Source organism: Cryobacterium soli, assembly GCF_003611035.1.
In the GTDB taxonomy this organism is placed as follows: domain Bacteria; phylum Actinomycetota; class Actinomycetes; order Actinomycetales; family Microbacteriaceae; genus Cryobacterium; species Cryobacterium soli.
Map to the genome: position 1 here is coordinate 2,673,014 of NZ_CP030033.1, position 14,143 is coordinate 2,687,156.

At 69.4% G+C, this 14,143-nt stretch carries 13 protein-coding genes; 9 read left to right on the forward strand and 4 right to left on the reverse strand.

The window, feature by feature from the left end:
- The first annotated feature begins 54 nt into the window (after positions 1-54).
- Positions 55-786 (forward strand): hypothetical protein, encoded by a 732-nt coding sequence (locus tag DOE79_RS12330; RefSeq protein WP_120338741.1) that lies wholly within the window; start codon positions 55-57, stop codon positions 784-786.
- Here the strand turns inward: DOE79_RS12330 and DOE79_RS12335 are convergent.
- Both DOE79_RS12335 and DOE79_RS12340 read right to left on the reverse strand, forming a co-directional pair.
- Positions 741-1,631 (reverse strand): helix-turn-helix transcriptional regulator, encoded by an 891-nt coding sequence (locus tag DOE79_RS12335; protein WP_120338742.1) that lies wholly within the window; start codon positions 1,629-1,631, stop codon positions 741-743. The two genes, DOE79_RS12330 and DOE79_RS12335, sit on opposite strands and share 46 nt — an antisense overlap.
- 102 nt (positions 1,632-1,733) lie before the next feature.
- Positions 1,734-2,681, reverse strand: a complete 948-nt coding sequence (locus DOE79_RS12340) for a 5'-3' exonuclease (RefSeq protein WP_120338743.1) — start codon at positions 2,679-2,681, stop codon at positions 1,734-1,736.
- A 205-nt stretch (positions 2,682-2,886) separates the two neighbouring features.
- Between DOE79_RS12340 and DOE79_RS12345 the strand changes: the two genes are divergently transcribed.
- The 3 genes from DOE79_RS12345 to DOE79_RS12355 all read left to right on the forward strand — a co-directional run bounded on the left by DOE79_RS12345 (position 2,887) and on the right by DOE79_RS12355 (position 7,996).
- Complete coding sequence (locus DOE79_RS12345; protein ID WP_120338744.1) at positions 2,887-5,967, forward strand: esterase-like activity of phytase family protein; 3,081 nt, start codon at positions 2,887-2,889, stop codon at positions 5,965-5,967.
- A gap of 290 nt (positions 5,968-6,257) precedes the next feature.
- Positions 6,258-6,620 (forward strand): PadR family transcriptional regulator, encoded by a 363-nt coding sequence (locus DOE79_RS12350; RefSeq protein ID WP_120338745.1) that lies wholly within the window; start codon positions 6,258-6,260, stop codon positions 6,618-6,620.
- On the forward strand, positions 6,620-7,996 hold the full coding sequence (locus tag DOE79_RS12355) for a permease prefix domain 1-containing protein (protein WP_120340315.1): 1,377 nt from the start codon (positions 6,620-6,622) through the stop codon (positions 7,994-7,996). Before DOE79_RS12350 ends, DOE79_RS12355 begins: the two co-directional genes overlap by 1 nt.
- A 118-nt stretch (positions 7,997-8,114) precedes the next feature.
- Here DOE79_RS12355 and arr read toward each other — a convergent pair whose 3' ends face one another.
- Positions 8,115-8,543, reverse strand: a complete 429-nt coding sequence (gene arr / locus DOE79_RS12360; RefSeq protein WP_120338746.1) for an NAD(+)--rifampin ADP-ribosyltransferase — start codon at positions 8,541-8,543, stop codon at positions 8,115-8,117.
- A gap of 142 nt (positions 8,544-8,685) precedes the next feature.
- On the opposite strand from arr, the gene DOE79_RS12365 reads away from it, so the two are divergent.
- Both DOE79_RS12365 and DOE79_RS12370 read left to right on the forward strand, forming a co-directional pair.
- On the forward strand, positions 8,686-9,564 hold the full coding sequence (locus DOE79_RS12365) for an ABC transporter ATP-binding protein (protein ID WP_120338747.1): 879 nt from the start codon (positions 8,686-8,688) through the stop codon (positions 9,562-9,564).
- Positions 9,564-10,805, forward strand: coding sequence for an ABC transporter permease (locus DOE79_RS12370; protein WP_120338748.1), 1,242 nt, complete (start codon positions 9,564-9,566; stop codon positions 10,803-10,805). Before DOE79_RS12365 ends, DOE79_RS12370 begins: the two co-directional genes overlap by 1 nt.
- Positions 10,806-10,850: 45 nt before the next feature.
- Here DOE79_RS12370 and DOE79_RS12375 read toward each other — a convergent pair whose 3' ends face one another.
- On the reverse strand, positions 10,851-11,990 hold the full coding sequence (locus DOE79_RS12375; protein WP_120338749.1) for a pyridoxal phosphate-dependent aminotransferase: 1,140 nt from the start codon (positions 11,988-11,990) through the stop codon (positions 10,851-10,853).
- Between the two features lie 119 nt (positions 11,991-12,109).
- Between DOE79_RS12375 and DOE79_RS12380 the strand changes: the two genes are divergently transcribed.
- From DOE79_RS12380 to DOE79_RS12390, 3 genes are all read left to right on the forward strand, one after another.
- Positions 12,110-12,613: a DUF6328 family protein gene (locus DOE79_RS12380; protein WP_120338750.1), complete on the forward strand. Its 504-nt coding sequence runs from the start codon at positions 12,110-12,112 to the stop codon at positions 12,611-12,613.
- Positions 12,614-12,721: 108 nt separating this feature from the next.
- A complete protein-coding gene (locus tag DOE79_RS12385) occupies positions 12,722-13,600 on the forward strand; it encodes a cation-transporting ATPase (protein WP_120338751.1) in 879 nt (292 codons plus the stop codon).
- A gap of 152 nt (positions 13,601-13,752) precedes the next feature.
- Positions 13,753-14,127 carry a thioredoxin family protein gene (locus tag DOE79_RS12390; RefSeq protein ID WP_181445821.1) on the forward strand — a complete coding sequence of 125 codons (375 nt, stop codon included), beginning with the start codon at positions 13,753-13,755 and terminating at the stop codon, positions 14,125-14,127.
- Positions 14,128-14,143: the final 16 nt, after the last annotated feature.

Here is a 14,143-nt window from a genome sequence, read left to right on the forward strand (position 1 = left end):
GCGATGAACCAGTTCCGGGGAGCGATACGCACATCGAATTGGTTAGGACACGTCATGCACACCGACACGAACACGATGACACCGACGCACTCCCCGGCACGCTCATCGACGCACACCCCGTCGCACACCCCGACGAAGGGGCGCCGCCGCCTCGCCGCCGCCGCGGGCATCGCCGGCCTGGTGTTGGCCGGCGCCCTGGTTCCCGCCACCGCGGCCTCGGCCGACGACCGATTCGGCCCCGACAACCTCAACCGCGTCTGCAACGGCGACGCCGGCATGTACACGAGCGGGATCACCGGCGACTGCACCTTCGAGGTGCAGAGCGAATCCGGAGAGCGCGTCGAGTGGCTGCGCTACGGCGAACCGGTCAGCAACTGCAACGCCGGCACCACCACCGCGATCAGCTCACAGGTCGGCGATGTGCGTTCCTTCGCCGAGACATGGAAGTCCGGCGGGGGCGTGAGCCTGGAGATCAAGAACGTGCTCACCATCGAGGGCGGCGCTGAGTATTCGCAGACTCGCACCACCACCAGCGAACGCCGCGATACGGTGACCGCCAATCCGGGCCGGAAGACCGCCGTCACGCTCGGGACCGGGTTCGCCGAGCAGACCGGACGCATCCGGGTGGATGTCGACATGTGGGACAACGGGGCGCGCTGGGGACCGCGCTGGACCGGCACCAAGGCGTACTACATCGATGACGTGCACCGCACGGTGCCCACCGGTTACACCGAGAAGGGTCAGGACGAGGTCGGCTGCGACAGCGACTTCCGGGTTCCCGCCTGATCTGACGCAGGCAGAGCCCGGGGTGCTCGTGGCGCGGATCGCGCTATGAGCACCCCTTTCACGAACGCCACCGCCACCAGCGCCGTGCGGTTGGGCGTCTTCCAGGCCCGCATGATGCGGGACAGGTGCCAGCCCACGGCCTGGCGGCTGTAGCTGGTGGCCCGGGCGATGTGGTCGTTGGAGTGCCCGTAGGCGGCGAGGGTCAGCATCCGCGCTTCGGCGTCGCTGAGGTCAGGGTCGGCGGCGACGAGTTCGATCGAACCGCCGTCGAGAGCCGTGACGGATGTGCGCGGCGGGCCGGTGACGGATGCCGCCGTTGCCGATGCCGATGCCGATGCCGATGCCGGTGCTGCCTCTTGCGCCGGCTCGGGCGCGAGGTGTCCCTTGGCCGCGCGCGCGTCGCTCCACGCCTCCACCCAGCAGCTGCCCAGTTCGTGGGCCACGCGGGTGGCCCTGGCCATGGCGAGCACGGTCTGGCGGGGGTCGGCCGGCGCGGTCTCGTGCATGAAGGCGGCGAACACGCGCAGCGCCGGCAACGCCCCGCGGAGGATCACCGACAGCTGCACATCCGTATCGCTGGCCGACCCCGCCGCCACCGCCCGCAGGGCGCGAAGGCACTCGGCCGGAAGCGGCTCACCGGACTCGACGGCGTGCAGCGCCGCGGGCAGCACCAGCGGCACGATCTCTGCGTAACACCGCTGCAGCCAGGCCTGCCCGTCGTCTCGCACGTCACTGAACGACGGGTTCTGCAGCAACCGGGCGAAGTCGTCGACTCGCTTGGGAAGGCCGAGACCGAGGTGTTCAGGCGCGGCAGCGACGGCCGAAGCGCTCGTTCTGGTGGTCATCGTGTGTCCTCCCGACGGCAGGAACCGCACATCTGCCGTGTAGTGAACCCTAGGCCACCGCCGTGAACGCTCCGGCGGGAGGGGTCGGGGATGTGGGGAGAGTTAGGAGGAGGAAGAGGATGCGGCGGCGAGGGCCTCCTGGGCTCGGGTGAGGGCGGAGCCCAGGCCCCAGCGGGAGGCGAGACGCTCGAGGTCGGCCAGTTGCTCGGGCGTCGCCGGGCGGATGCGGGCGTCGAACGCCGGCAGCTGCAGGTCGCGCACCACATTCACCACCTTCGGCGCCACGAGCAGGTAGTCGGCGGCGGCCACGATCTTCGCCCGCACCGACGCGCTCAGCTTCACCGTGGGGTCGGCCGCGGCCGCGACGATGCCGTCGAGGTCGCCGAACTCGGCCAGCAGGGTTGCCGCGGTCTTCTCGCCCACCCCGGCCACACCGGGCAACCCGTCGGAGGCGTCGCCGCGCATGGCCGCGAAGTCGGCGTACTGCGCCGGGGTTACCCCGGTCTTGGCCGTCAGCGACGCATCCGTGAGGATCTCGAGCCGAGCCATGCCGCGACCGGTGTAGATCACCCGCACGTCGCGGCTGTCGTCGACGAGCTGGAACAGGTCGCGGTCGCCGGTGACCACATCCACCGGGATGTCGGAGTGCGAGGCCAGGGTGCCGATCACGTCATCGGCCTCGTGGTGGGCGGCGCCGACCACCGGGATGCCGAGAGCGGCGAGCACCTCACGGATGACCGGCACCTGCGGGCTGAGCAGGTCGGGCACGGTCTCGATCGCGGAGTCGGCATCCGTCGCCGGCTCGGCATCGGCGGGCGCAGCGGCCACCCGGTGGGTCTTGTAGGTGGGGATCAGGTCGACCCGCCACTGCGGGCGCCAGTCGTCGTCCCAACAGGCCACGATCTCGGTGGGCCGGAACTCGGTGGTGAGCCGGGCGATCATGTCGAGCAACCCGCGCACGGCATTCACGGGCTCGCCGCCCGGCGCGACGACGGTATCGGGCACCCCGTGGAAGGCGCGGAAATACAGGGCGGCGGTATCGAGCAGCATCCGGCGTGCGGGTTGAGTGGTCACGGCAGGAATCCTGCCACATCGAACAGTGCACTGGAATACCCGCTGCGCCGACCCGTTTGCCAGTCGTACATCGTGCCGTCGCCTCTCGGACCCTTCCGGGTCACCCCGATGTTCCCGGCGACCAGCACGCTCGACGAGTACCTGTGAACTCGCACAGGTAACGCTCGCGACAAGGGAACCCATGACTTTTTCGAGACCAGCCCGCCGCATCACTTTCATCGCGGCGGCAGCTGTCATGGCCAGCTGCGTGGTCGTCGCCCCGGCGCTCGCCGCGGCCGGCACCCCGGCCGCGGCGCCCACCACCTCAGCGTTCCACCGCACCGCCACCTACCCGGTGTACCTCAACGCGCCTGGCGGCGTCAGCCCCGCCGACACCACCGCCGCCGAGATCTCCGGCGTCACCGATGACGGCAAGACCGTCATCTATACGGATGCCCCGGGCAAGCGCATCGGCTTCCTCGACATCTCCGACGTGAACAAGCCTGTCGGCGCCGGCAGCATCTCGCTGGCCGATCTCGGCCACGCCGACGACCAGCCCACCTCCGTGGCCGTCTACGGCGACTACGTGCTCGTGGTCATCGACGAGAGCGGCGGCGACTTCGTCTCGCCGTCCGGCCGGCTCGACGTGATCCGCATCAGCGACCGCACCCTGGTCACGAGCATCGACCTGGCCGGCCAGCCCGACTCGATCGCCATCAGCGCCGACGACACATTCGCGGCCATCGCCATCGAGAACCAGCGCGACGAGTCGGCCACCCCGACCGGTGGCAAGAAGGGCGACCTGCCCCAGCTGCCCGCCGGGTTCGTTCAGGTGATCGACCTCAACTCCGACCCCACCACCTGGGTGGCCACCCCGGTGCCGTTCGTGGCATCCGACGGCTCGGCACTGCCCTCGTTCACGGCGGCCGGCCTCGACTCGCCCACCGACCCCGAGCCCGAGTACGTGACCATCAACAGCGCCAACCAGCTGGCGGTCACCCTGCAGGAGAACAACGGCATCGTGCTCGTCGACCTGCCCAGCCGGGCCATCACCAAGGTCTTCAGCGCCGGCACCGCCACCGTGACCGGGATCGACACCAAGAAGGACAAGGTGATCAACCTCACCGGCTCGATCACCAACGTTCCGCGCGAACCCGACTCCATCGCCTGGGTGGACGACACCCACCTGGCCACCGCCAACGAGGGCGACTGGAAGGGCGGCAGCCGCGGCTGGACCATCTTCGACGCCACGACGGGCGCCGTGGCCTGGGATGCCGGGAACTCCTTCGAGCACCTGGCCGTGGCCGGCGGCCTCTACGCCGACAGCCGCGCCGACAAGAAGGGCAGCGAACCCGAGGGCCTGATGGTCTCCACCATCGACGGCACCCGCTACGGATTCGTCGCCTCAGAGCGCAGCAACTTCGTGGCCGTTTACGACCTCACCGACCCGGTGAACCCGGTCTACCAGCAGATGGTGTTCGCCACCAACGGGCCCGAGGGCCTGCTCGCGGTGCCCAGCCGCAACCTGCTCGTCGCCTCGAGCGAGACCGACGACGCTAGTGTCGGCGTGCGCGCATCCGTCGCCCTGTACGAGCTCGGCGACGGCGGCAGCACGGCGGGCCAGCCGAGCATCGTCTCGGACGATGTCGACGGCCTGCCGATCGGCTGGGTAGCGCTCGGCGCGCTGAGCGCCAAGCCCGGTGACACCGACCACGTCTACACGGCCAGCGATTCGGCCCTGTCGCCCAGCACCATCTTCACGGTCGACGTCACGGCCACCCCCGCGCGCATCGACTCCAGCCTGGTCGTCACCGAGAACGGCAAGCCGGCCGTCTTCGACATCGAGGGCCTGCACGCCCGCGAGCAGGGCGGCTTCTGGCTCGCCGCCGAGGGCGTCACCGGTGCCGGCAACCTGCTGTACCGCACGGATGCCGACGGCGCCGTTCAGGAGACCGTGGCCCTGCCCACCGACATCTCCGCGCACATCTCCAAGTGGGGCTACGAGGGCGTGACCGCGACGACGGACGCGGACGGGAACGAAGAGCTGTACGTCGTCATCCAGCGCCCGCTGTGGACCGACCCGGCCGACCCCACCGCCACGGTGGACGGCGACGGCGTGACCCGCATCGGCCGGTACGACGTGACCGAGAAGACGTGGACCTGGTTCGGCTACCAGCTGGAGGCCGACGCCGGCGGAAGCGACTGGATGGGCCTGTCCGAGATCGTGGCCGTGGACGAGAACACCCTCGCCGTGATCGAGCGGGACAAGCTCAACGGCCCGGCAGCCGCCGTCAAGCGCATCTACACCGTGACCCTGCCGGCCACGGATCCCGCCACTGGTGTGCTGCCGATACTGCCCAAGAAGCTCGCCTATGACGTGCTGCCCGACCTCGAGGCCACCAACGGCTGGACCCAGGAGAAGCTCGAGGGCCTCACCATCGGCGCCGACAAGAACGTCTACGCGGTCACCGACAATGACGGCCTGAAGGACGCGACCGGCGAGACGGTGTTCCTCAAGCTGGGCACCGCAGCCGATGTGTTCGGGCTCGTCGCGCCGACGCCGACCTCAACCCCGACGCCGGACCCGACCGCCGAGCCCACTGCGACGCCGACCGCAACTCCGGAGCCCACTTCGACGCCGGAGCCCACCGCCACGCCGACCCCGACCGCGACGCCGGAGCCGACGCCGACCGCCACGCCGACCCCGACCGTGACGCCGGAGCCGACTGCGACGCCGGAGCCGACGCCGACGCCGACCGCTACGCCGGAGCCGACCGCCACGCCGGAGCCGACCGCGACGCCGGAGCCTACTGCGACACCGACCGCCACCCCGACCCCGACCCCGACTGGCACGGCCGTGCCCACTCCGGTGCCGAGCGACATCGGCACCGCGCCATCCGTGGCGCTGGGTGACTCCGACCTGCGGGTCACCGCCGGCAGTGCCGTCGGCATCTCCGGGCGCGGCTTCGCGGCCGACACCGCACTCACGGTGACGCTGCACTCCACCCCGGTGCGGCTCGCCTCGATCACGACCGACGCGGATGGCGCCTACGCCGCCCGGGTCACCATCCCGGCGAGCACGGAGGCGGGGGCACACCGCATCGTGGTGACCGCAGCCAACGGTGACAGCGCCGAGATCGCCTTCACGGTGGTCGCGGCGGGGTCGGGGTCCTCCCTGGCCAACACCGGCGTCGGATTCCTCACCCCGATGCTCGGCGGCGCCTTCGCGCTTCTGGCCGCCGGAGCCGGCGCCCTGTTCCTGCGCCGCCGCCAGCAGGCCTAACGACCGGCGTCGGGAAGACGCCAGGGGTCACACGACAACCCGCCCGGCCTGGAGAATCCAGGCCGGGCGGTTGTGCGAGGCGGGTCAGGCCTGAGGCGGGTCAGGCCTGTTGGCCACGACGGTTCTCCTCATCTGGGCGGGCCCGGCGCCCGCGCCTGCAGCCACAGTAAGCAGGCCCTCAACGGCCGTCCACGGTCAGCGCCCCGCATCTGCCCGGTGCTTTCGACGTGCGAGTGATACCTAGTGGTGCTAGGGTTCAATGCATTGCAGCTCTAGGTATAGGAGGCGCCATGCGCATCGAGAAAGACCTGGTCGCCGCGGCCGCCACCCCGCTGGTGCTGGGGATCCTGATGGAGGGTGACCTCTATGGGTACGCCATCCTCAAGCGGGTCGGCGAGCTCTCCGGTGGCAGCCTGCAGTGGACCGACGGCATGCTCTACCCCCTGCTGCACAGACTTGAACGGCTCGGCTACGTCACCTCACTCTGGGCTACTTCCGACGCCGGTCGCCGGCGTAAGCACTACGCCATCACGGAGGCCGGTCGGCAGCAGCTGGCCGAGCGCCAGGAGCAGTGGACCGTGGTGGCCGATGCCCTGCGCCAGGTGTGGCAGACCGTGCCCCGACCGTCCGCCGTGACGGAGGGGTGGGCCTGATGCCCCTGCACGACGACCTCGAAGCCCAGATCGATCGTTGGCGCGGCTATGTGCAGCGCCGCCAAGCGATCGGCGCCGCCGACGTGGAGGAGCTGGAAGACCACCTGCGCGAGCAGATCGAAGACCTGCTCGGCACCGGGCTCGATCACGACGAGGCATTCCTCGTGGCGATCAAGCGGCTGGGCAACCTCGATGCCGTCTCCCGGGAATTCGCCCGCGAGCACTCCGACCGGCTGTGGAAGCAACTTGTGCTCGTGCCCGACGAACCCGACACCCGCACGCGGGCCCGGCGCGAACTCGCCGTGGTGCTCGGCTTCGCCGTGGGCGCGGGCCTGGCGGTCAAGGCCGGCCTCCTCTGGTCGGCCGGCGACTGGGCCGGCGGCGACACCGGCCTGGTCCGCAACCTCGGCCTGCTCGTCTTCCCCTTCCTGGCCGGCTACTTCGCCTGGAAGCGCCGGCTCACTGCGTCGGTGTTGGTCACGCTGGCACTGTCGTTCGGCCTGCTCGCGGTGGTGCTCAACGTCTACCCGTTCGGCACCGGCCAGTACAGCGAATTCGGGTCCACCGAGGTGCTCGCCGCCCTGCACGCCCCGGTGCTGCTCTGGGTACTGGTCGGGGTGGCCTACGTGGGTGGCCGGTGGCGCTCCGATGCCCGGCGGATGGACTTCGTGCGCTTCACCGGCGAGCTCGCCATCTACTACACGCTGCTCGCCCTCGGCGGAGGGGTGCTGATCGGGCTCACTGTCGCGGTGCTGCAGGCGGTGGGCGTGGACCCTGGCCCGGTCCTGGCCGAGTGGATCCTGCCGTTCGCCGTGCCCGGCGCGCTGGTGGTGGCGGCGTGGCTGGTGGAGGCCAAGCAGAACGTGGTGGAGAACATCGCCCCGGTACTCACCCGGGTGTTCACGCCGCTCACGATCCTGATGCTGCTGGCCATGCTCACTGTGCTGGCCACTGCAGGCGGCCTGGGCGAGATCGACCGCGATCTGCTCATCCTCATGGACGCGATCCTGATCCTCGTGCTCAGCCTGCTGCTGTACTCCATCTCGGCCCGCGACTCCCTGGCCCGCCCGGGCCTGTTCGACGCCTTGCAGCTGGTGCTCGTGGTCGTGGCCATCGCGGTAGACGCCGTGATGCTCACCGCGATGCTGGCCCGCATCACCGAATTCGGCTTCAGCCCCAACAAGATCGCCGCTCTTGGCCTCAACCTGCTCCTGCTGGTGCACCTGCTGCGCTCGGCCTGGCTCACGATCGGGTTCCTGCGCGGACGCCGTACGTTCGCCGCGCTCGAGCGCTGGCAGACCCGCTACCTGCCGGTCTACGGGGTATGGGCGCTGATCGTCGTCGTGGTCTTCCCCCCGGTGTTCGCCTTCGCCTGAGCCGGAACCGGCCCCAGGGTTCATGGTCGATCCAGGCTGACACCGGCGCCCCGAGCCCGCGGGGAGACCCCGGCGCCCCGAGCCCGCGGGGAGACCCCGGCGCTCACGGCCGTGAGTCTCAGTCGTAGATGACCGCGCCGCCGTTGCGCTCGAGCGCGGCGAGGCCGTCCCGCATGGCCTGCAGCTGCGCGGGCGTGTGCCCCACCCAGTCCGTGAGCTCGCCGATCACCTTCACGGGCTCGCGGGTGCGGTACGACCGGGTCGGGTTGCCGGGAAACTTCTTGTCGGTCACATTGGGGTCGTCTTCGACCGCGCCGAGCGGTTCGACGATATAGATGTGGCCGCGGCCCTCGCCGGCGGCCAGCTCGGCGCCCCAGGTCGCCGCATCCAGGGTCGCGGTCACGTAGACATGATTCGCGGTGCGTCCCGCGCCGAAGTTCGACTGCCGGCCTGGGAGCAGTAGGTCGCCTACCGCCAGCTCTGCCTTGGTGCCGTGGAACAGCGCGCCGGATTCGTGCACCTCGAACGGTATCGGTTCAGCACTCATGATTCCCCTTCCTGGTTGACGTGCGGAAGTCTAAACCGGACCAGAGCCGGCACGCACGCCCGTGCGGGCCTCACCACCGCACCGTTAGGGTGTGGGCATGACGCTTCATGAAGAGCCTCTTGTTCACATCGAGCATTTTCGGATGGACTTCGCCAGCACCACTGTCATCGAGGACCTCTCCTTCGATGTGCGGCGCGGCGAGACGTTCGGGTTTCTCGGCTCCAACGGGTCGGGAAAGACGACCACCCTGCGCGCGCTGCTCGGAATCTATCTCCCCAGTGCGGGGGTGCTGCACATCGACGGCCGCCCGTTCACCCCGGAAGCCGGCAGCCGGCTGGGCTATCTCCCCGAGGAACGCGGACTGTATAAGAAGGAGTCCGTCATCGCCGTCATGGCGTATTTCGGCGCCCTCAAGGGGCTGAGCAAGAAAACGGCGACCGCCTGGTCGATGGACTACCTCGAGCGGGTCGGTCTGGCCGACAAGGCCAAGACCCGGGTCGACAAGCTCTCGGGCGGGCAGCAGCAGAAGGTGCAGCTGGGCGTCACGATCATGAACGACCCCGAACTGCTCATCCTCGACGAACCCACCAAGGGGTTCGACCCGGTCAACCGGCGTCTGCTCATGGACATCATCGAGGAACAGAAACGTAACGGCGCCACCGTGCTCATGGTCACGCACCAGATGGAGGAGGTGGAACGCCTCTGCGACCGCGTGATCCTGCTCAAGAACGGACGCGCGGAGGCCTACGGAACGATCCCCGAGGTGCAGAACCAGTACGGCGGAACCATGATCCGAATGAGCTACTCCGGTGACATCCCGGCATCGGCGCACTACGACATCAGCACCCGTGACCGCAACTACGCCGAACTCACCCTCACCGACAGCACCGACGAAGCTCTCATCCTGCGCGACCTGGTCGCCGCCGGAGTGCTGGTGCGCAGCTTCGCCACCAGCAAGCTCTCGCTGGACGAGATCTTCGTGAGCGTCTATGGCGAACAAAACGAAATGGCGGCACGCTGATGGCCCGGCACAACCTCCGCACGGTCATCGGATTCGAGGTCGGTCGCACGCTCAGCAAGCGCCGGTTCTGGATCACCACCCTGCTGGTGCCGATCGGCATCGCCATCGTGATGACCCTCATGATCATCGGCAACACCTCGGCCGCGAGCACCGCAGATGCCCAGGCCGACGCCGCTATCACGTTCACCTACAGCGACGCATCCGGCTACGTCGACCCGGCGGTGGCGTCGAAGATGGGCGGCACGGCGGTGACGGATGACGCGGCCGCGATCGCCGCCGTGAAGGCGGGCACCGAAGACGCCCACTTCGTGTACCCGACCGACCCGAGCGCTGACGCCGTGCAGGTGTCCGGCGTCGACAAGGGACTTTTCGGCAACGGGGCCTACGACGCCGTGGCCACGCAGCTGCTCGTGCTGAGCGCGCAGAACGAGATCGGGGATCCGGCGTTGGCCGAGCTGGCCAGGGGCAACGTCTCGGTGGACGCCACCACGTACGCCGACGGTGAGAAGGCCGCCGGCTTCATGGGCGTGATCCCGCCGCTGATCTACGTCGTGGTCTTCTTCCTTGTGTTCACCCTGCTCTCGAACCAGATGCTCACGAGCACCCTGGAGGAGAAGGAGAACCGGGTCACCGAGATGATCCTCACCACCCTCAACCCCACCACCCTGATCACGGGCAAGATCATCTCGTTGTTCATCGTCGGGTTCACCCAGGTTCTTGTGTTCCTGGCGCCCGTAGCCATCGCCTACGCCTTCTTCCGCGACTCGCTCAACATCCCGGAGCTGGACTTCTCGGCGCTCACCTTCGACCCGGTGCAGATGATCGTGGGAGCGTTGCTGGCCATCGGCGGGTTCGCCCTGTTCACCGGCACGCTGGTGGCCATCGGGGCGATCATGCCCACGGCCAAAGACGCGGGCAGCCTGTCGGCTGTGCTGATCATCCTGCTGATCATGCCGTTGTACGCGGTCTCGTCGATCGTCTCGAGTCCGCACAGCTTCGTGGTGCAGGTGTTCACCTACTTCCCGTATTCGGCGCCGCTCACTGCGATGCTGCGGAACGCATTCGGCACCTTGAACGGGTGGGAGGCGGCCGTGATCATCATCGAGCTGTTCCTGCTCGCCGCACTCGTGCTCCAGCTGGCCGTGCGGCTCTTCCGGTACGGGTCGATCCAGTACACCAGCCGGGTGTCGCTGAAGACGGTGTTCGCGCGCACCCGCTCGGACGTGGCGCCGACCGTCTGATCGCCAATGTAGTGGGGCGGGCTGCGCGGATGCCCGTTCCGCTGCTTAGACGGCAGGCAGCCGGGACAGCGCGGTGAGCAGCGGTTTGCGCTGGCCAGCGGCGCAGATCCTGATCCAGCCCTCCCCGCCGGCGCCGAAGGCCGAACCGGGCGCCACCGCCACCCGCTGGCTGAGCAGGAACTCCTCGGCCCACTGGGCGACGTTCCCGTTCGAACAGTACGAGACGTTGATCCAGAGGTAGAACGCCCCGTCGGGGCGGTAGTACTCGATGCCGCGGGCATCCAGCGCAGCACCGGCCGCCGCGAGGTTTCTGCTGTAGTGCTCCCGGGCATCCGCGACCGCCGACTGGTCGCCCTCGATCGCGGCCAGGGCGGCGAGCTGCGCCGGGGTGTTCACGCAGCTGACGATCGCCTCTTGCGCCGCCCGGAAGGTGCCGGCCACGCCGGGCGGGGTCACCAGATAGCCGATCCGGCCGCCCGTGAGGCCATAGGTCTTGGAGAGCGAGTAGACGCTGAACACCCGGTCGTTCGGGTCCAGGCTCGCCACGCTCGTGTAGCCGCCGTGGAAGGTGAAGTACTCGTAGACCTCGTCGCTGATCACCCAGAGGTCGTGCCGGGCGGCGAAGTCGAGCAGTTCCCGCAGCACCTCCGGCTCGAAGACGACGCCGAGCGGATTGGACGGGCTGTTGATCAGCAGCACCCGGGTGCGTGGGCTCACCAGCTGTTCGAGGTCATCGATCCGCGGCCGGAAGGCGTGCTCGGCCGTGAGCCGGTACGGCACCGGAATGGCGCCGACGAGCCTCGAAGCCATGGAGAAGGTGGCGTAACCCGGGTCGGGAATGAGGATCTCGTCGCCCGCGTCGAGGGTGAGGAGCATGGCCATGTGCAGGGCCTGCGACCCGCCGGCCGTGATGTGCACCTGGTCTTCGTCCACGGCATACCCGTTGAACTCGCCGAGCTTGCTCACGATAGCGCTCCGGAGCAGCAGCAGACCGCTGTTGGGGGTGTAGTTGGTGGCGTCGTTCCGCCACGCTCGGGCGCCCGCATCGAGAATGTGCGGCGCGACGCGTTCCTCGGGCTCGCCCACGCTGAGCTGGATCACGTCGGGCAGGTCGGCGGCGAGCTCGAAGATGCGGCGGATGCCCGACCCGGGAACCGACCGCGCCGTGGACGAAATCTGGGGCATGACAACTCCAAACTCTGGCCGGGGCCGTGGGTAGGGCCCTGGGTATGGTGGATTGGACCGGGTGGGGCTACGTCCATTCTCCCCAATCCGCCATGTGCCGCCTCGGAAAGGGCTCACCGATGACCGATTCCTTTTCTCCGCTTCCGGAGGAGCCTGACGCGGCCCACGACGGCCGGGACGAAACCGTCACCGAACGGTTGGACCGCAACTGGAACGAGTTGCTGCAGGAGTTGCGCGTCATCCAGACCGGCACTCAGATTCTCACGGGCTTCCTGCTGGCCGCGGTGTTCCAGTCCCGGTTCGACGAGCTCGACGACTTCCAGCGCGACACCTACCTGGTGCTGGTGGTCACCTCCATTCTCACGACGCTGGTCGGCCTGGCGCCCGTGAGCCTGCACCGGGTGCTGTTCCGCCGGCAGGCCAAGGGCACGATCGTGCGGTACACCAACCGCTTCGTGGAGGTCACGCTGGCCGGGGTCGCCATCACGGTCGCCGGCATCGGCCTGTTGATCTTCGACCTGGTGCTCGGCCGGGCCTGGGGCATCGCGTTCGCCGGGTTCATCTTCGTGGTGGTGGTGGTGATCTGGATCGTGGTGCCGCGGCTCATCCGTCGCGGCATGTAGCGCACCGCGGGCCCACGGACGCGCCGCACACCGAATCCAAGGCCGGTTGGGGGACATCGCTCAGGTGGGGCCGGGAAACTGGGGACTCGTCAACTTGAGGGGCTTTCCGTGAGCAATTTCCAGCGCATTCTGAACATGGCATCGAAGGCACTCGGCACGTCGGGCCCGTCAACCGCGAACGGCAACGGCAACACCGATTGGCGGGACGTGGTGCGCGCCGCCGCCGACAAGGTCACCGGGGACACCCGGCCCGGCGCTACGGCGGGCCAGTCGGGCTCGGCCGTTCGGTCGGACTCCGCCGTGCGCCCGGCAGCCAGCCGCCCGGGCGCCGCGCCGCGCCCGGCCGCCGCGCCCCAGCCGGCCGCGCAACGCCCGGCCAGCCCGGAGGATGCCGCGGCCGTCGCCCGGTACGACTACCTGCTCAAGACGGCCAAGCCCGAGCAGCTCGAGCAGGTGCACCGCGACGCCTTCGCCCGCCTCACACCCGCGCAACGCGAACAGGTGAACGCGCAGCTCACGGCCGAGCTGCCGGCGACGGAACGGCCCGCCTCGGCCGAACCTGCCGACCTCGCCCGCGCCGCCGCCCGCGGTGAGGCCCACAACCCCGGTTTCCTGCGCTCGCTGTTCTCGAAGCCGGCCGGTCGAGGCGGAGCCGGTGCGCTCGCCGGGGCGGGCCTGGGCGCAGTTGCCGGTGCCGGAGTGGGTGCCGCCGGCGGACTCCTCGCGGCCGTGGCCGGAGGCGCCGTGCTCAGCAGCGTGGCCGCGCCGATCCTGGAGCAGGCCGCCGGATTGGGCGTGGACTTCGAGAACCTGACCGGGGGCCTCGGCGACGTCACCGCGGGCGCCGAGGAATACGTCGGCGGCCTGGGCGAGCAGGTGACCGACCTCGGCTCCAACCTCGACACCTCGGGTTTGTCCGACGCCGTGTCGAACTTCGAGATTCCGGGACTCTCCGACCTCGGGCGGCTGTTCGGCCGCGAGAGCTAGGGCCAGCCGGCTCGGGCCCGGCCGACACAGCCGGGCCCACCTGGCCGCCGCGCCAAGCTGAGGAGTGACCGAGAGCCGGAATAGCCGCGGGGCGGAGGCGTTGCATCCAGTACCGCGGTGATGCCAATATTCGCCGCGGCAGGAAGCCCGCAATGCACACAGCTCCACGCCCGCTCACCGCGGACCCAGCCGTGCACTTCGAGCTGTTCTCCACCTCTTTCTGCGGCGCCTGCCGCACCACCCGGATGGCCCTCGACCGGGTCCTCCAGCTGGTTCCGGGCTCGACCGTGGCCGAATTCGATGTGGCCGCCGACCCGCAACGCGCCGAGTCGCTGAACATCGAGCACACCCCGACCACGATCATCCGTGACGCCCACGGCCGCGAGGTATTCCGTGCGGCCGGGGTGCCCTCGCTGCCCCAGCTTCTGGTGGCCACGGCCCGTGCCCGCGAGACGGCGCAGCCCGCCCCGGCCGCCGGACCACCCCCGACTTCCCTGATCGACGGCGCTCAGACCACCACACGATGATCAGAGGAGCCCACCC

Coding starts and splice junctions, on each gene's coding strand:
- DOE79_RS12335 (WP_120338742.1), bottom strand. CDS start 1,631: ATGACCACCAGAACGAGCGCTTCGGCCGTCGCTGCCGCGCCTGAACAC.
- DOE79_RS12390 (WP_181445821.1), top strand. CDS start 13,753: ATGCACACAGCTCCACGCCCGCTCACCGCGGACCCAGCCGTGCACTTC.
- DOE79_RS12370 (WP_120338748.1), top strand. CDS start 9,564: ATGGCCCGGCACAACCTCCGCACGGTCATCGGATTCGAGGTCGGTCGC.
- DOE79_RS12330 (WP_120338741.1), top strand. CDS start 55: ATGCACACCGACACGAACACGATGACACCGACGCACTCCCCGGCACGC.
- DOE79_RS12365 (WP_120338747.1), top strand. CDS start 8,686: ATGGACTTCGCCAGCACCACTGTCATCGAGGACCTCTCCTTCGATGTG.
- DOE79_RS12345 (WP_120338744.1), top strand. CDS start 2,887: ATGACTTTTTCGAGACCAGCCCGCCGCATCACTTTCATCGCGGCGGCA.
- DOE79_RS12340 (WP_120338743.1), bottom strand. CDS start 2,681: ATGCTGCTCGATACCGCCGCCCTGTATTTCCGCGCCTTCCACGGGGTG.
- arr (WP_120338746.1), bottom strand. CDS start 8,543: ATGAGTGCTGAACCGATACCGTTCGAGGTGCACGAATCCGGCGCGCTG.
- DOE79_RS12375 (WP_120338749.1), bottom strand. CDS start 11,990: ATGCCCCAGATTTCGTCCACGGCGCGGTCGGTTCCCGGGTCGGGCATC.
- DOE79_RS12350 (WP_120338745.1), top strand. CDS start 6,258: ATGCGCATCGAGAAAGACCTGGTCGCCGCGGCCGCCACCCCGCTGGTG.
- DOE79_RS12380 (WP_120338750.1), top strand. CDS start 12,110: ATGACCGATTCCTTTTCTCCGCTTCCGGAGGAGCCTGACGCGGCCCAC.
- DOE79_RS12355 (WP_120340315.1), top strand. CDS start 6,620: ATGCCCCTGCACGACGACCTCGAAGCCCAGATCGATCGTTGGCGCGGC.